At 66.4% G+C, this 14,147-nt stretch carries 14 protein-coding genes and 1 pseudogene; 8 read left to right on the top strand and 7 right to left on the bottom strand.

Annotated features, from left to right (window positions below):
• Positions 1–8: 8 nt before the first annotated feature.
• Positions 9–1,010: a LysR substrate-binding domain-containing protein gene (locus tag ASD94_RS03795; RefSeq protein ID WP_056638865.1), complete on the bottom strand. Its 1,002-nt coding sequence runs from the start codon at positions 1,008–1,010 to the stop codon at positions 9–11.
• Positions 1,011–1,144: 134 nt separating this feature from the next.
• On the opposite strand from ASD94_RS03795, the gene ASD94_RS03790 reads away from it, so the two are divergent.
• Together ASD94_RS03790 and ASD94_RS03785 are read left to right on the top strand one after the other, a co-directional pair.
• Positions 1,145–1,684, top strand: a complete 540-nt coding sequence (locus tag ASD94_RS03790) for a DUF2917 domain-containing protein (protein WP_056638862.1) — start codon at positions 1,145–1,147, stop codon at positions 1,682–1,684.
• 105 nt (positions 1,685–1,789) lie between these two features.
• Positions 1,790–2,167 carry a DUF2917 domain-containing protein gene (locus ASD94_RS03785; RefSeq protein WP_056638859.1) on the top strand — a complete coding sequence of 126 codons (378 nt, stop codon included), beginning with the start codon at positions 1,790–1,792 and terminating at the stop codon, positions 2,165–2,167.
• A 140-nt stretch (positions 2,168–2,307) separates the two neighbouring features.
• Here the strand turns inward: ASD94_RS03785 and ASD94_RS03780 are convergent, their stop codons facing one another.
• Complete coding sequence (locus ASD94_RS03780) at positions 2,308–2,931, bottom strand: TetR/AcrR family transcriptional regulator (protein ID WP_056638856.1); 624 nt, start codon at positions 2,929–2,931, stop codon at positions 2,308–2,310.
• Positions 2,932–3,121: 190 nt separating this feature from the next.
• Here ASD94_RS03780 and fabF point away from each other — a divergent pair, with 190 nt between their 5' ends.
• The gene (gene fabF / locus ASD94_RS03775) at positions 3,122–4,396 is read left to right on the top strand and encodes a beta-ketoacyl-ACP synthase II (RefSeq protein WP_056638855.1); all 1,275 of its coding nucleotides are present in this window, start codon (positions 3,122–3,124) and stop codon (positions 4,394–4,396) included.
• A 30-nt stretch (positions 4,397–4,426) separates the two neighbouring features.
• Here the strand turns inward: fabF and ASD94_RS03770 are convergent, their stop codons facing one another.
• Entirely contained in the window at positions 4,427–4,825 is a 399-nt protein-coding gene (locus ASD94_RS03770) for a BLUF domain-containing protein (protein WP_056638854.1), read from the bottom strand.
• A 138-nt stretch (positions 4,826–4,963) separates the two neighbouring features.
• On the opposite strand from ASD94_RS03770, the gene ASD94_RS03765 reads away from it, so the two are divergent.
• From ASD94_RS03765 to ASD94_RS03755, 3 genes are all read left to right on the top strand, one after another.
• Complete coding sequence (locus ASD94_RS03765) at positions 4,964–5,719, top strand: Crp/Fnr family transcriptional regulator (protein WP_056638851.1); 756 nt, start codon at positions 4,964–4,966, stop codon at positions 5,717–5,719.
• 164 nt (positions 5,720–5,883) lie between these two features.
• Entirely contained in the window at positions 5,884–7,302 is a 1,419-nt protein-coding gene (gene glmU / locus ASD94_RS03760; RefSeq protein ID WP_056638848.1) for a bifunctional UDP-N-acetylglucosamine diphosphorylase/glucosamine-1-phosphate N-acetyltransferase GlmU, read from the top strand.
• Positions 7,303–7,483: 181 nt separating this feature from the next.
• Positions 7,484–8,278, top strand: coding sequence for an ATP-binding protein (locus tag ASD94_RS03755; protein WP_200954179.1), 795 nt, complete (start codon positions 7,484–7,486; stop codon positions 8,276–8,278).
• An 80-nt stretch (positions 8,279–8,358) separates the two neighbouring features.
• On the opposite strand, the gene ASD94_RS03750 is transcribed toward ASD94_RS03755, so the two are convergent.
• The 3 genes from ASD94_RS03750 to ASD94_RS03740 form a co-directional block, all read right to left on the bottom strand.
• Positions 8,359–8,859 carry a hypothetical protein gene (locus ASD94_RS03750; RefSeq protein WP_156391328.1) on the bottom strand — a complete coding sequence of 167 codons (501 nt, stop codon included), beginning with the start codon at positions 8,857–8,859 and terminating at the stop codon, positions 8,359–8,361.
• Between the two features lie 297 nt (positions 8,860–9,156).
• Positions 9,157–10,209: a diguanylate cyclase gene (locus tag ASD94_RS03745; protein WP_056638841.1), complete on the bottom strand. Its 1,053-nt coding sequence runs from the start codon at positions 10,207–10,209 to the stop codon at positions 9,157–9,159.
• Between the two features lie 265 nt (positions 10,210–10,474).
• On the bottom strand, positions 10,475–10,963 hold the full coding sequence (locus ASD94_RS03740; protein ID WP_056638838.1) for an Lrp/AsnC family transcriptional regulator: 489 nt from the start codon (positions 10,961–10,963) through the stop codon (positions 10,475–10,477).
• Between the two features lie 144 nt (positions 10,964–11,107).
• Here ASD94_RS03740 and glmS point away from each other — a divergent pair, with 144 nt between their 5' ends.
• Positions 11,108–13,039 carry a glutamine--fructose-6-phosphate transaminase (isomerizing) gene (glmS, locus tag ASD94_RS03735; RefSeq protein WP_056638834.1) on the top strand — a complete coding sequence of 644 codons (1,932 nt, stop codon included), beginning with the start codon at positions 11,108–11,110 and terminating at the stop codon, positions 13,037–13,039.
• A gap of 235 nt (positions 13,040–13,274) precedes the next feature.
• Here the strand turns inward: glmS and ASD94_RS03730 are convergent, their stop codons facing one another.
• Positions 13,275–13,559: an antitoxin gene (locus ASD94_RS03730; RefSeq protein ID WP_056638830.1), complete on the bottom strand. Its 285-nt coding sequence runs from the start codon at positions 13,557–13,559 to the stop codon at positions 13,275–13,277.
• A 236-nt stretch (positions 13,560–13,795) separates the two neighbouring features.
• On the opposite strand from ASD94_RS03730, the pseudogene ASD94_RS03725 reads away from it, so the two are divergent.
• Positions 13,796–14,041, top strand: a pseudogene (locus tag ASD94_RS03725) (transposase); the annotation flags it as partial.
• Positions 14,042–14,147: the final 106 nt, after the last annotated feature.

Raw genomic sequence — 14,147 nt, 5'->3', positions numbered from 1 at the left:
CGCTTTTTTCATGAGCCGTCCAGGTTGTCGTTCAGGTCCGGGTCGGGCACATCGCCAATCGCCTGGCGTGTGGCCTCGGCCTGCACCTGCAGCCAGGCGCAGAAGGCCTTGATCTCTGGCCGCTGCGCGCTGCGCGGCCCCACCATGAGCCAGTAGGCCAGGGGCGAGTCGATGCGGTGGCCGGGCAGCACCTCCACCAGGTCGCCCGCAGCCAGGGCATCGGCAATCAGCGGCATGCGGGCCAATGCCAGGCCCTGCCCGGCCAGCGCGGCCTGCACGATCTGGTGGGCGTAGTTGAAGTACAGCCAGCGCTGGGGCTGCAGCTTGGTCAGGTCGCGGGTGTCGAACCAGCGGCGCCAGCTCAGGTATTCCAGGTAGTGCGTGCGGTGGGCGTCGCCCGCCTCGATCAGGGTGAACTGCGCCACATCGGCGGGGGTGCGCAGCGGCTTGCCGCTCTTGAGCAACCAGGGGCTGGCCACCACGGCAAGTTGCTCGCCAAACAGGCGGATGCCGCCCTGCGTGGCCCCGGCGGGCATGGCATAGCGCAGGGCCAGGTCCACGTCCGACGTCTCCAGGTCCACCTGCACATCGCTTGCATCAATGCGGATGTCGATACCCGGGTTGTCGCGCTGGAACTCCTCCATGCGCGGGATCAGCCACATCGACGCAAAGCTGGCCCAGGTAGTGATGGCCACGCTGCGGCGCCCGGCCGTCTGGCGCACCAGGCGCACGGCGGCGTCCATGCGCTCCAGCGCGGGGCCCACGGCGCGCTGCAACTGCGCGCCCGCGCTGGTCAGCTCCACCGCGCGCGTGTGGCGCAGGAACAGGGGCACGCCCACTTCTTCTTCCAGCGCCTGGATCTGGCGGCTCACGGCCGACTGGGTGAGGGCCAGCTCGTCGGCCGCCGCGCGGAAGTTGAGGTGCTTGGCCACGGCCAGAAACGCGCGCCAGTGCCCTGTGGCCACGGGCCGGGTGCGCAAGACGGCGGGGGAGTATTCGGCGGTGGTCATGGCGGCATTCCTGCAAACAGCGATTCATGCGTCGATGGAATGAATAGCGTACCGCGTTTTCATTGGACTGTGTGCGGTGCAAGGCGCACCATTCAGGCTCCTCATCACGTTTTACCGAATCCAAGGAGCCTGTCATGTCCGCCCGCAACGTTCTGGAATCGCAACAATCCGTCCACGCCGCCACGGCTGGCCGTCGCGCGGCCGGTTGCTGGAAACTGGCCACCGGCCAGGCCCTGTCCTTGCGCCCGGACACCCATGGCGTGCTGCAGATCGCCCAGGGGCGGGCGTGGGTCACCTTGCGCGGTGCACGGGCAGACCTGCCAGGCGCCGTGGTGGACCATGTGCTGCAGCCGGGCGAACAGCTGACCGTTGCGCCGGGGCAGCATGTGGTGATGGAGGCCTGGAGCGGTTCCGGCTACGCGGAGCCGGTGGCTTTCCGCTGGGACGTCCTGGCAGCCCCCGCTCTGGCGCAGCCCGCCAGCATGGCCGCCAGGGATTGGGAATGTGGCGTCGTGCAGCCGCTGCGCGATCTGGGCCAGTCGCTAGGGCAGGGCGGACGGGCCTTGGGCACGGCGCTGGCGGGCGTGGCGGGCGCGGGCGGCCGGTTTGCCGTCGGCCTCGCCCGGTTTGCTCTGTTTCGGATAGCAGCGCCGCTACAGCGCAGGCCTGTGTGAACAGCTCATGCAGGAAAAGCATCAATCCGTGCCGTGCTTTTCATTGGACGTTGTTCTGCAACCGGCGCACCATACGGTCATATTAGGGTTAACCCGGAGAAAGCCATGACAACCTCTCACGTTCTTCATCTGTTTGCATCTTCCCGCGCCATGGGCGCTGCCGCCGGTGAGGCGGGGCAGGTGGCCGCAGGCGCCGCCGTCACCCTGGCCCCCAAGGCCGCGATGACCCTGCGCATCGCCGAAGGCCAGGCTTGGGTCACGCTGGGCCAGGGCCTGGGCGGTGGCAGCGACCTGGTCCTGTGCGCGGGGCAGTCGCTGCCCGTGGCAGTAGGCCAGTCGGTGGTGGTCGAACCGCTGAACGGCCGCCGCCTGCAATACCGCTGGGTGCGTGGCGATGCCGCCGATGCACGTCCTGCCGCCTGGTGGCGCCGTGCGTCCGTGGGCAACGGGGCTCCCGCCTGGGACGACGCCTGCTGCGCCTGACCTGATCCGACCGAGGCTCGCCCGCCTCGGTCGGGGCATGAATGGGAACTCCAAAGAGCTGCTGGTGCTTAATCAATAAGCGCCAGTGGCTCTTTTTTTAATAGCGTTTGGCATGGACGTGCGCTGGCGGCACGCGCGGCTCAACCCCCGGGTTCCTCGCGCGGCGCTTCGCCCAACAGCCCGATCAACTGGGACTGCAGCGTCGTCAGCAGTTCATTTGACAACGCCGGCTGCGCCGCTGCGGTGGCCCGGGCCAGCACCAGCCCGCCGACCATGGTAGCCAGGATTTGCATGGCGCGTGCGCGGTCTGTGGGTTGCTCGGCCGTGCCACCTTCCTCGGCGCCGTTGTCTGCCAGCAACTGCGCAAACCGCCCGATGTTGCGCTCGATGCCCTGGGCAAACACTTCCGACAGCGCGCTGCCGGCCCGCGCGGCGTCCACCGCCAGCGCAGCCGCCGGGCAGCCTGTGCCCGGCGAGTCGCGGTGCTGGGGCGAGAGGTAGCTCTGGATGCGCTCGCTGATGGTGGTGTTCGGGGTGGCGCCGTCCAGCGGGGCGATCGACCAGTCGAACGCCCGCGCGCACGCCTCTTGCACCAGCGCGTCCTTGGAGGCGAAATGCCGGTACAGCCCGCCATGCGTGAGACCGGCGTCGCGCGTGATGTCGGCCACGCCCACGCCGGTCAGCCCCCGCTCGCGGTACAGGCGGGAGGCCGCGTCCAGAATGCCTTGCCGGTTTTCAGCGGCCTGTGCTTTGGAAACCTTCATGCTGCCTCGTAATGATGGTGGTCGTACGCAAAATGAAGTCATGCCTTTATGATGACGATTGCAATCATAAAGGCGCTACCCCTTCAGGGTGGCGCATCTGCTGAACCATCCTGTGGAGCTGAATCATGAAGATAACCAATGTGACCCGTTGCGCGCTGAAGCGTGCCTTGTATGGTGAGGGGGTCGCGTAATGCGCCGGGTTGTGGTCACCGGCATGGGCCTGGTGTCGCCGCTGGGCTGCGGTGTGGAGCTGGTCTGGCAGCGCCTGCTGGCTGGGCGCTCGGGCCTGTCGCGCCTGCCGGACGCGGTCACGGACGGCATTGCCGCCAAGGTCGCGGGGCAGGTGCCGGATGTGGTGCAAGACCCTGAAGGCGGTTGGGACGTGGACGCCGTTGTCTCGTCCAAGGACCAGCGCAAGATGGACCGCTTCATCCCCTTTGCCCTGGGCGCCGCGCAGCAGGCGCTGGCCCAGGCGGGCTGGCCGCCCGTTGACGAGCGGGGGCGTGAGCGCACGGCCACGGTCATCGCCTCGGGCATCGGTGGCTTCGGTGCGATTGCCGAGGCGGTGCGCACCACCGACACGCGCGGGCCGCAGCGCCTGTCGCCGTTCACGGTGCCGTCGTTCCTGGTCAACCTGGCGGCGGGGCAGGTGTCGATCCGCCACGGGCTCAAGGGGCCGCTGGGGGCTCCGGTCACCGCGTGCGCTGCCAGCGTGCAGGCCATTGGCGACGCCGTGCGCCTGATCCGCAGCGGTGAGGCCGATGTGGCCGTGTGTGGCGGCAGCGAGGCCGCCATCGACCGCGTGAGCCTGGGCGGTTTTGCGGCGGCCAAGGCCCTGGGTACGGCGTTCAACGACACACCCGAGCAGGCATCGCGCCCGTTCGATGCGCAGCGCGACGGCTTTGTGATGGGCGAGGGCGCAGGCATGCTGGTGATCGAGGCGCTGGACCACGCCCTGGCGCGCGGCGCGCAGCCGCTGGCCGAGCTGGTGGGATACGGCACATCGGCCGACGCGTACCACATCACCTCCGGCCCCGAAGACGGTGACGGCGCCGCGCGCAGCATGTGGGCCGCGCTGGCGCAGGCGGGCCTGACGGCGCAGGACGTGCAGCACCTGAACGCCCATGCCACCTCCACCGGCGTGGGCGATCGGGGCGAGCTGGCCGCCATCCGCCGGGTGTTCGGCGCGGGGGCGCCGGTAGCCATCAGCTCCACCAAGTCGGCCACCGGGCACCTGCTGGGCGCGGCCGGTGCGGTGGCGGCCATCTTCACCACGTTGGCGCTGCGCGATCAGGTGGTGCCGGGCACGCTGAACCTGCACACACCCGATGCCTTGGCCGAAGGGCTGGACCTGGTGGCGCTGCAGCCCCGGCCCATGGCGCTCACGCACGCCATGCTCAACGGCTTTGGCTTTGGCGGCGTCAATGCCACGCTGATCCTGCGGCGCTGGACCGAAGCTGCGTGATCGGCGGAGCGCAGCGCGCGAGGCGGCGGGTCAGAGCACCAGCTCGCCCCGTACAACCTCGAACGCAGCGATGGCCGCGTCCCCGTCCAGCGACTCCATGCGGGCCAGTGCATCCACATCTTCCACGGTGCTGAAGGCCAGGCTGAAGTGCTGAAACCGCCGACCCGCCAGCGGGCCGTGGTGCAGCACTTCGATGTTGATGTGGCGGGGGTCGTTGCGGATGCGCTCGATGAGTTTGAGCACCGCCTTTTGCGGACCTTCCAGTTGCTGGCAAAAGCGCTGCCCGTCAAAGATCAGCAAGCCCGTGATGTCCAGCTCCGCGTTGACCTGGCGCGCGCGCCCGGCAATCTCGGCCACCACGCTCAGCGGTTGCTCGGGGGCGATGGTGCTCACGTAGAGGACCTCGTACAGGGCAGGGGATAGGTTCATATGTGAGGCCCAATGTAGGTGGCACATGGTGCCTGCGCAATGTCAAAAGACATAGAGGCGACAGCGGAACCACTTGGTTTGCGGCGCATTTGCAACGCGATGTGTTTCGGTGGATTCCGTACCTAAAATCGCACCCTCATGAACGTCACCTTGCCCGCCAAAGTTTGCCCTCCGGCCTGCCGCGATTGCCGATTGCGCAAGACGGGCGCCTTCACCGCCGTGACGCCCGAGGTCTTGGCGTTCATTGAAGGCTTTCGCAGTGACACCCTGGCGGTGGAAGCCGGCGGTGCGCTGGTGCGCGAGAACCAGACCAACGCCAAGCTGTTCACGCTGTATTCGGGCTGGGCGTTTCGCTACAAGACGCTGAGCGATGGGCGCCGCCAGATTCTCAACTTCTTGCTGCCCGGCGACCTGGTGGGGCTGCAGCAGGAGTTTGGCGAGGTATCGGCCCACGGCATCGAGGCGCTGACCGACTGCTCACTGTGCGTGTTCCAGAACGACAGCCTGTGGGCCGTGTTCCGCGAGCATCCGCGGCTGGGCTACGACATCACCTGGCTGTCGGCACATGAAGAGGGCCATGTGGACGACAACCTGCTCACAGCCGGCCGCCGCAACGCCACCGAGCGCGTGGCCATGCTGCTGATGCACCTGTACCGGCGGCTGGACCGCATCGGGCTGGTGGAGGAGGGGTCGGTGGGCTTTCCGCTCAACCAGCAGCACATTGCCGACGCCCTCGGGCTGTCGCTGGTGCACACGAACAAGACGCTGCGGCGCCTGGCCCAGCTGGGCCTGCACGAGCTGAAAAACGGGCGCCTGCGCCTGCTCAACACGCGCGCGCTGGCGCGCATTGCCGAGTACTACGACACACCGCCCCGGCTGATGCCGCTGCTATAGCGCCTTGGTTGCGACAGGTTTGGGGTCAAACAGGCCGCAAGCGCCAGTCAATCATGCGCAGGCAGCTATGGTTTACGTAGCATATTGCGTCCCGTGGGCCGCAGTCGATAATCCACGCAATGCCCGCGCGCCGGGCTTGTGCTGCGCAACCCCCTTCCATTTTCATGACCCCAATCGACATCCTCATCATGGCGGCCGGCAAAGGCACGCGCATGAAAAGCCGCATCCCCAAAGTGCTGCAGCGCCTGGCCGGGCGCCCGCTGCTGCACCACGTGCTGGACCAGGCCGCGCACCTGCAGGCACGCAGCGCCATCGTCATCACCGGCCATGGCGCTACAGAAGTAGAAGCAGCCACCGCAAGCGCGACTGGCGCTACCAGCTCTTTTGACTTGAAATTCGTGCGGCAGGAGCCGCAGCTGGGTACTGGCCATGCCGTGCAGCAAGCCGTGTCCCACCTGCGTGACGATGGCACGGCCGTGGTGCTGTCGGGTGATGTGCCGCTGACGCAGGCCGACACCCTGCGCGCGCTGGTGGCCGCGAGCGAAGGCGACAAGCTGGCCCTGCTGACGGTGACCCTGCCCGACCCCACGGGGTACGGCCGCATCGTGCGCAACGCCGACGGCGCCGTGCAAGGCATCGTCGAGCACAAGGACGCCACCGACACCCAACGCGCCATCGCCGAGGTCTACAGCGGCATCATGGCCGTGCCCGCGCGGCGGCTCACGCCCTGGCTGGCACGGCTGACGAACCACAACGCCCAGGGCGAGTACTACCTCACCGACATCGTCGCCATGGCCGTGGCCGACGGCGTGCCCGTGGTGGCCCACCGCATCACCGACGCGCTGCAGGTGGCAGGCGTCAACAGCCCGCTGCAACTGGCCGAGCTGGAGCGCGCCCACCAATTGCGCCAAGCCCGTGCGCTGATGGAGCAGGGTGTGCGCCTGGCTGACCCGGCCCGCTTCGACCTGCGCGACGACACCCGCACCGGGGTGCGCGGTGAACTGGTCTGCGGGCAGGACGTGGAGATTGATGTGAACTGCGTCTTTACCGGCCGCGTGGAGCTGGGCGAGGGCGTGAGCGTTGGCGCCAACTGCTGCATTGCCAACGCGCGCATCGCAGCGGGCGCAGTGATCCACCCTTACACCCACATCGACGGCGAAAAGGCTGGTGCCACGGTGGGCGAGGGCGCGCTGATTGGCCCCTTTGCCCGCCTGCGCCCCGGCGCGCAACTGGGCCGCGAGGTGCACATCGGCAACTTTGTGGAAGTGAAGAACAGCACACTGGCCGACGGCGCCAAGGCCAATCACCTGGCCTACCTGGGCGACGCCACTGTGGGCGAGCGCGTCAACTACGGCGCGGGCAGCATCACCGCCAACTACGACGGTGCCAACAAGCACCGCACGGTGATCGAGGCCGATGTGCACATTGGCAGCAACTGCGTGCTGGTGGCGCCCGTGACCATTGGCGCAGGCGGTACCGTGGGCGGCGGCAGCACCATTACCAAGAGCACGGCGCCCGGCGCGCTGAGCGTGGCACGTGGCAAGCAGGTGAGCATTGCCAACTGGTCACGCCCGAAAAAATGAAGCACCCCCTGAGTCGCTTCGCGCCTTCCCCCTCCAGGGGGGCGACAGCCTTTGCTGCGGGGCGGCCCTTGCTGGCTGTCCTCGCCTGGGTTTTCGTCTTCGTGCATAGCGCGTTGGCGCCTCGTTGTGCCGTGCACGCTTCTGTAGCCTGCAGCGGGAGATGAAAGTGGCTGGTGCAGACATGACCCCCGAACAGCTGCGCGCCGAACTGGCCCGCAGCCAGCAGCAGGTGGCCGACATGGCGGCTGCGCAAGAGGAGTTCTTGCGCGCCGTCTCGCACGACCTGCGCGCGCCGCTGCGGCATGTGACGTCATACGGCACGCTGGTGCGCGAGGTGCTGGGCGACTTGCCGCCCGAAGTGGTGCAGGGCGCCGAGGTGCAAGAGGCCCTGGGCTTCCTCGCCACCATGGACCAGTCTGCGCGCCGCATGGGGTTCATGATCGACGGCCTGCAAGCCCTGGTGCGCACCAGCCGGGTCCCGCTGCGCCTGCAGCCTGTGCCGCTGGCCGATGCCGTGGCCCAGGCGCGCGCCACGCTGGCCCCGGCCGAGGCCGGGCGCGCTGTGCAATGGCGCGCGGGCGCCGACCTGCCCACGCTGCAAGCCGACCCCGCGCTGCTGCAGGATCTGCTGGTGCAGCTGCTGGGCAATGCCCTCAAATTCACCCGCCCCGTGGCGCACGCTTGCATCACGGTGTCGGCGGATGCAGCACCGGCGGGCCAGGTCGCCTTCACGGTGCAGGACAACGGCGTGGGCTTTGACCTGGCGCGCGCGGGCAGCTTGTTCGGCGTGTTCCAGCGCCTGCACCGCGAGACGGAGTTCGAGGGTGTGGGCGCGGGGCTCGCACTGTGCCGCGCCATTGCGCAGCGCCACGGCGCAGAGGTCAGCGCGACGGCGGCGCCCGGTGCAGGGTGCAGGGTGCGGGTGGCCTGGCCCATTGGCGCACCAAGCTCCGCGCAGGAACCGTTGCCGGGCTAACGCCTGTTGTCAGCGACGGGCGACCGGCCATGAAGGCCACACACAGGGTGTGGCCCCTGCCGGCCCACCCTACCGTTCGGTTACGAAGCGGCTCCGTACAACCCTGTGGCGCGCAGCGTGGCGCGTTGGTCGCCTGCCCTGATCCGTAGCGTGACCTGCAGCGTGTCTCCGGCATCCCATCCCCAGGGCGGGCAGCCTGTGAGAGCGCCCCGCAGGGTGCGTTCAGGGAACCAGCGGGGCGGCGCGAATCCGGCGGCCGTCACGGCGCGGTTGCTGCTCCAGTCCTTGACGCTGTTCAGGGTCTCCATGAAATAGGCTTCTCGCAGCTTTGCCTCCACCACGTACCCGGAGAAGCGGGTCGAAGCCCAGTGCGGAGGGAACTGAACGTCCCACATCGATACGCTATCGCCCAGCAATTCCCTTGGTCCCATGCCAGCGGGGCCCCGCTTGGTGAGCGTTGCCGACTCGACCTCCAGCCCTGGCGGAAAGCCATCCGCCCCAGCACGAATGGAGATAAGCACGATCAGGTCGGCGCAGGGGGGCTCTTCCAGTCCCAGCATGACCCGAGGCATCGTGTCCACGTACGGATTGACTTGGAGTTGCAGCTTGTACCGCTGCGCAAAGTCCAAGGGCGGCGCAGCGGGCACCTGGGGGGATGGTGCTGAAGCGCATCCGGTCAACGCGCTCAGTGCGCTCAGCATGGCAGTGAAGGCTACGAGTCTGCGCAGGCAAGCCATGGTCAGTGTCTTTCCCGGGTTTTCGCGTTCCTATGCCTGCCAATGCCATTGCATGCCAGATCGGCGCGGGGACCTCTGCCTGCTTGAGCCTTCTGGCATGGCAAGCACTTTCGGTCCGGGTGGTTGTGCCTGGATAGGCGGCTACACCGCCGGCGCAAGCTCGTGCTCCATGTGCCCCGCCACCTGATTGCGCCCGCCGTTCTTGGCGACGTACAGCGCTGCGTCGGCGGCGTCGATCCACGCACGCAGGCTGCTGTGGCGGTGGTCAGCCGGGGCCACGCCGATGCTGCTGGTGATGCGCAGTTCGGGCAGGCTGCGCAGGCGCACGCCTTCGGTCTGCTCGCGAATGCGCTGGGCAACAGCCAGGGCGTCGCGCGCATGCATGCCGGGCAGCACGATGGCGAATTCGTCCCCGCCGTAGCGCCCTGCGCAGTCGCCAGCGCGTACGTTGCCCCGCACCACATGCGCCAGCGCGCGAATGACCTCGTCGCCCACGGTGTGGCCGTAGGCGTCGTTGATCTCCTTGAAATGGTCGATGTCCAGCATCAGCATGCAGGCCGGTTCGTCGGTGGTGTGGTGGCGGCGCAGTGCGGCCTCTGCCTGTTCTTGCCAGTGGCCACGCCCGAACAGGCCGGTCAGGGCGTCCACGCGGCGCAGTTCGTCCAGCATCTGGTTCTGGCGCGCGGACTGCCGGATGAGCTGGTAGCTCACGGCGCTGACCGAAAGCGTGTGCAACGACATCACCGGCAGGCAGGCTACCATCACGCGCATGGAGGTCTCGGGCGCCCAGTGCAGTCCCATGACCGCAGTGCTGGCCACACCGGCCGCCAGCATCACCCACAGGGCGCGCACCCACAGCCCCCGGATGCCGGTGGTGATCTTGTCCACCATGGTCAGGGTGAGCAGCATCACGCTGGGCAGCAGGTTGAAGTGCATCAGCGGCACCAGTGCGGCGACCAGCGCCGAGTCGATGAGCAGGTTGCGCACCTCGGCAGCGTACGGGTCAGCCGCGCGGCGTGTGAGCAGGTAGGCCACATGCGGCCACACCAGCGTGGCCAGCAGCAGGGACGTCCAGGCCATGGTGGATGCCTGGCGCTCCCACAGCACCGTCGCCACCACCATGCCGCCCAGCCCCATGCCCAGGATGCGCAAGGGGTAGATGCGGCGGGGCATCTGGCGGCGGGGCGTCGGCATGGGTGTGCAGGAGAAGGGCGGTGCTGCCACGCGGGCATCCACCGGCCGGGTAGGTAGAAAGTGCGGCGGAGCTTACAACGCACGGCCAGGCGATACCAGCAAGAAATGACCGTGGCCCGTTCCCCTCAGTCGCATGGATGACGTGGATGGAGGGTGGGGGCTGTGCTGCCGGGCCTGGAGGGGCGGTCTGTTTGGCGCGGTGGTGAGAGGGCGCGAGTGCGGGTTGGATGTGGTTTGCTAATAAATTAATAGCACTCAGGGCATATCACACTAGCGCTACTGGCACTTTTGTCTCGAACTTTGCCCGCCGTGTCGCAAAGAACGCCTTCACATTGCGCACGTTGGCGTCGCCGGTGAACAGTCGCTGCGACAGCGCCAGGTAGCCCGGCATGTCCCGTGTGTGCACCACCAGCACAAAGTCGGGCCCCGGCGACACGCGCCAGCACTGCTGCACGGCGGCCTCCTGCACGGCGCGGGCTTCGAAGGCGTCGAGCTGTTCGGCTCCCTGGCGGTCCAGCGACACCTCCACGATGCACGCCAGCCCGTGGCCTTGCAGGGTGGCCAGCCGGTCGGGCTGCAGGATGGCCACCTGCCGCTCGATCAGCCCCGCATCGTGCAGGCGCTTGACGCGGCGCAGGCAGGTGGGCGGCGACACATGCACCTGTTCGGCCAGGGCCTGGTTGCTTTGCGCGGCATCGGTCTGCAACAGGTTGAGCAGTTGCAGGTCAATGGCGTCGAGTGATATGGATTCCATTAAAAGTCAAAAATTGAACAAAAATTTCACCATTGGAGATGGGTGAAATTAAAGTTCATATTTTTGTAAATATCAATCAATAATTTTTTGAAGCGCTGCCTACCATCGCCGCATCTGATCACATTCCTTCCAAGGGCAACCACCATGTGCGGTATCGTCGGCGCAGTCTCCACGCGCAACATCGTTCCCATCCTCGTGCAGGGCCTGCAGCGGCTTGAATACCGGGGCTATGACTCGTGCGGCGTGGCCGTGCATGCGTCCAGCCTGGACGCTACGCGCCCTGCCGGCCTCCAGCGCGCCCGCAGCACCGCCCGCGTGGCCGAGCTGCTGGAACAGGTGAGCACCGAGCACATCGACGGCGCCACCGGTATTGCCCACACCCGCTGGGCTACGCACGGCGCGCCCGCCGTGCACAACGCCCATCCGCATTTCAGCCATGGAACGGGCGCGGACGCCCATGCCCAGGCCGCAGGCCGGGTGGCGCTGGTGCACAACGGCATCATCGAGAACCACGAAGAGCTGCGCGCCCGCCTGCAGGCACGCGGCTATGAGTTTGCGAGCCAGACCGACACCGAGGTCATCGCCCACTTGGTGGACAGCCACTACAGCGGCGACCTGTTCGACGCCGTGCGGGCCACCGTGGCCGAACTGCATGGCGCCTACGCCATCGCCGTCATGCACAAAGACGAACCCCACCGCGTGGTGGGCGCACGTGCAGGGTCCCCGTTGATCCTGGGCGTGGGCAAGGACGCCACCGGCGCCTCGTCATCGCGTGAGCACTTTCTGGCCAGCGACGCCATGGCCCTGGCGGGCGTCACCGACCAGATCGTCTATCTGGAAGAGGGCGATCTGGTGGACCTGCAGCTGGGCCGCTACTGGATCGTGGGCAAGGACGGCAACGCGCTGACCACCGGGCAGCGCCCCGTGCGCACCGTGCAGGCCCACAGCGGCGCCGCCGAGCTGGGGCCGTATCGCCACTACATGCAAAAGGAAATCTTCGAGCAGCCCCGCGCGATTGCCGACACGCTGGAAGGCCTTGCCGGCATCGTGCCCGAGCTGTTTGATGGAGCGGGCCAGCATGGCGAGCCCGGAGCAGCCGCCTGGCGCGTGTTCAAGGAAATCGACAACGTCTTGATCCTGGCCTGCGGCACCAGCTACTACAGCGGCTGCACCGCCAAATACTGGCTCGAAGAAATCGCGGGCATTCCCACCCAGGTCGAGGTGGCCAGCGAATACCGCTACCGCACCAGCGTGCCCAACCCGCGCACACTGGTTGTCACCATCAGCCAAAGCGGCGAAACCGCCGACACCCTGGCGGCATTGCGCCACGCGCAGTCTTTGGGCATGCAGCACACGCTGACCATCTGCAACGTGGCCACCAGCGCCATGGTGCGCGAGTGCAAGCTCGCCTACATCACACGTGCGGGTGTCGAGATTGGCGTGGCCAGCACCAAGGCCTTCACCACGCAGCTGGCAGGCCTCTTCTTGCTGACGCTGGCGCTGGCGCAAAGCAAGGGCCGCCTGAGTGAAGAGCAGGAGGCCGCCCACCTCAAAGCCATGCGCCACCTGCCCGTGGCCCTGCAGGCCGTGCTGGCGCTCGAACCCCAGCTCATCAGCTGGGCCGAGGACTTTGCGCGCATGGAAAACGCCCTCTTCCTGGGCCGGGGCCTGCACTACCCCATCGCGCTGGAAGGCGCGCTCAAGCTCAAGGAAATCAGCTACATCCACGCCGAAGCCTACCCGGCCGGCGAACTCAAGCACGGCCCCCTGGCCCTGGTGACCAGCGCCATGCCGGTGGTGACCGTGGCGCCTAACGACGCCCTCTTGGAAAAGCTCAAGAGCAACATGCAGGAAGTCCGCGCCCGCGCGGGCGTGCTGTATGTGCTGGCCGATGGCGACACCCACATCGAAAGCAGTGAAGGCATCCACGTGATCCGCATGCCCGAGCACTACGGCGCACTGAGCCCGCTGCTGCACGTGGTGCCGCTGCAGCTGCTGGCGTACCACACGGCCTGCGCGCGGGGGACGGATGTGGACAAGCCCCGTAACCTCGCGAAATCTGTGACCGTGGAGTAAGGGTCACAGGGTGGCTGGCATTCTGCCTTAATTGACTAAAGTTATGGACTTTTTCATGTATAAAAATTAGATTTCAACAATTATTTTTCGATTGTGGGAATTTTCTACAAATTTGACTCATGCACTGTGGGTCGTAAAGATAGCTCTGCAGCCTGTAGATAAAGCCCCAAGGGTACCTGTCACCGGAAGCGGTTCGGACGGACGCATGAACGACAAGGAGTCGTGAATCCACGCACTACCTCGGGCTCAACAGGCTGGACGTCAAACCACACGTTCCTGAATTTGGCAAGCGTTCGCGCACCGCCATGAAGTCGGCCGAGGTCTTCACCCCCGAAGCAAAGAAGTCAGACCAATCGGTTGGACGCGGGGTCAACACCAGCCTCTCGCCATCGCGGCGGATGAACACCTCACGGACGGAATCGGCAAACCTGAATCCGGGCGGCAACACTACCGTCTGGGAGCCATTGCTCCAGCCGACGCGGGCTATCAGCAAAGGGTTGGTGGTGTGCTTTTTCGGCATGTCATCCTCCAGCAAAAAGACTGCTTATGCGAACAACTGCCCCCTTCGGCAGATCCTCATTGGCCACTGCCTGAAGCACCGATATCTGCGCAGGAGATAGCGGCCCATCGTCGGTATTCTGGGTAATTAAAGTCGTAAACACGCAATTAAAGTCGTAAACAAGCATCTAGGGAAATCCTGCAAAACCCCCCGCAGTGTTTGGTACATGTCAGCATGCAATGGCATCCTCACAGGCCATGAAGCAAAGCAGCCTTGACCTGAATCTGAGCACCAAGAAGACCCGCAAACAGGAACTGCTGGTCCAGATGGATCGGGTGGTTCCCTGGGCTGCATTGATCGATGTCATTGCCCCGTACTACCCCGAGGGCAAGAACGGCCGCCCACCCTTTGCCCTGGAGACCATGCTGCGCATCCACTGCATGCAGCAGTGGTTTACCTTGTCGGATCTGGCGATGGAAGAAGCCCTCTTTGACACCCCGATCTGTTGACGCCGACCGAAAACTGAGCCACTTTTTGGTGTGATGCCGACCTAAAACTGAGCCAGGTGTTTTACCTACCCTGCTGTTTTGTGCAGCAAGGGAATGAAGA

Origin of the sequence: Acidovorax sp. Root70 (genome assembly GCF_001428225.1) — a bacterium.
Lineage (GTDB): Bacteria > Pseudomonadota > Gammaproteobacteria > Burkholderiales > Burkholderiaceae_C > Acidovorax.
This window is presented reverse-complemented; position numbering and strand designations above follow the sequence as displayed.

Bases quoted from the DNA above. Each gene is read 5' to 3' on its own strand.
- ASD94_RS03780 (WP_056638856.1), bottom strand. From the start codon at position 2,931: ATGAAGGTTTCCAAAGCACAGGCCGCTGAAAACCGGCAAGGCATTCTG.
- ASD94_RS03765 (WP_056638851.1), top strand. From the start codon at position 4,964: ATGAACGTCACCTTGCCCGCCAAAGTTTGCCCTCCGGCCTGCCGCGAT.
- ASD94_RS03740 (WP_056638838.1), bottom strand. From the start codon at position 10,963: ATGGAATCCATATCACTCGACGCCATTGACCTGCAACTGCTCAACCTG.
- ASD94_RS03790 (WP_056638862.1), top strand. From the start codon at position 1,145: ATGTCCGCCCGCAACGTTCTGGAATCGCAACAATCCGTCCACGCCGCC.
- glmU (WP_056638848.1), top strand. From the start codon at position 5,884: ATGACCCCAATCGACATCCTCATCATGGCGGCCGGCAAAGGCACGCGC.
- fabF (WP_056638855.1), top strand. From the start codon at position 3,122: ATGCGCCGGGTTGTGGTCACCGGCATGGGCCTGGTGTCGCCGCTGGGC.
- ASD94_RS03755 (WP_200954179.1), top strand. From the start codon at position 7,484: ATGACCCCCGAACAGCTGCGCGCCGAACTGGCCCGCAGCCAGCAGCAG.
- ASD94_RS03730 (WP_056638830.1), bottom strand. From the start codon at position 13,559: ATGCCGAAAAAGCACACCACCAACCCTTTGCTGATAGCCCGCGTCGGC.
- ASD94_RS03770 (WP_056638854.1), bottom strand. From the start codon at position 4,825: ATGAACCTATCCCCTGCCCTGTACGAGGTCCTCTACGTGAGCACCATC.
- ASD94_RS03785 (WP_056638859.1), top strand. From the start codon at position 1,790: ATGACAACCTCTCACGTTCTTCATCTGTTTGCATCTTCCCGCGCCATG.
- glmS (WP_056638834.1), top strand. From the start codon at position 11,108: ATGTGCGGTATCGTCGGCGCAGTCTCCACGCGCAACATCGTTCCCATC.
- ASD94_RS03745 (WP_056638841.1), bottom strand. From the start codon at position 10,209: ATGCCGACGCCCCGCCGCCAGATGCCCCGCCGCATCTACCCCTTGCGC.
- ASD94_RS03795 (WP_056638865.1), bottom strand. From the start codon at position 1,010: ATGACCACCGCCGAATACTCCCCCGCCGTCTTGCGCACCCGGCCCGTG.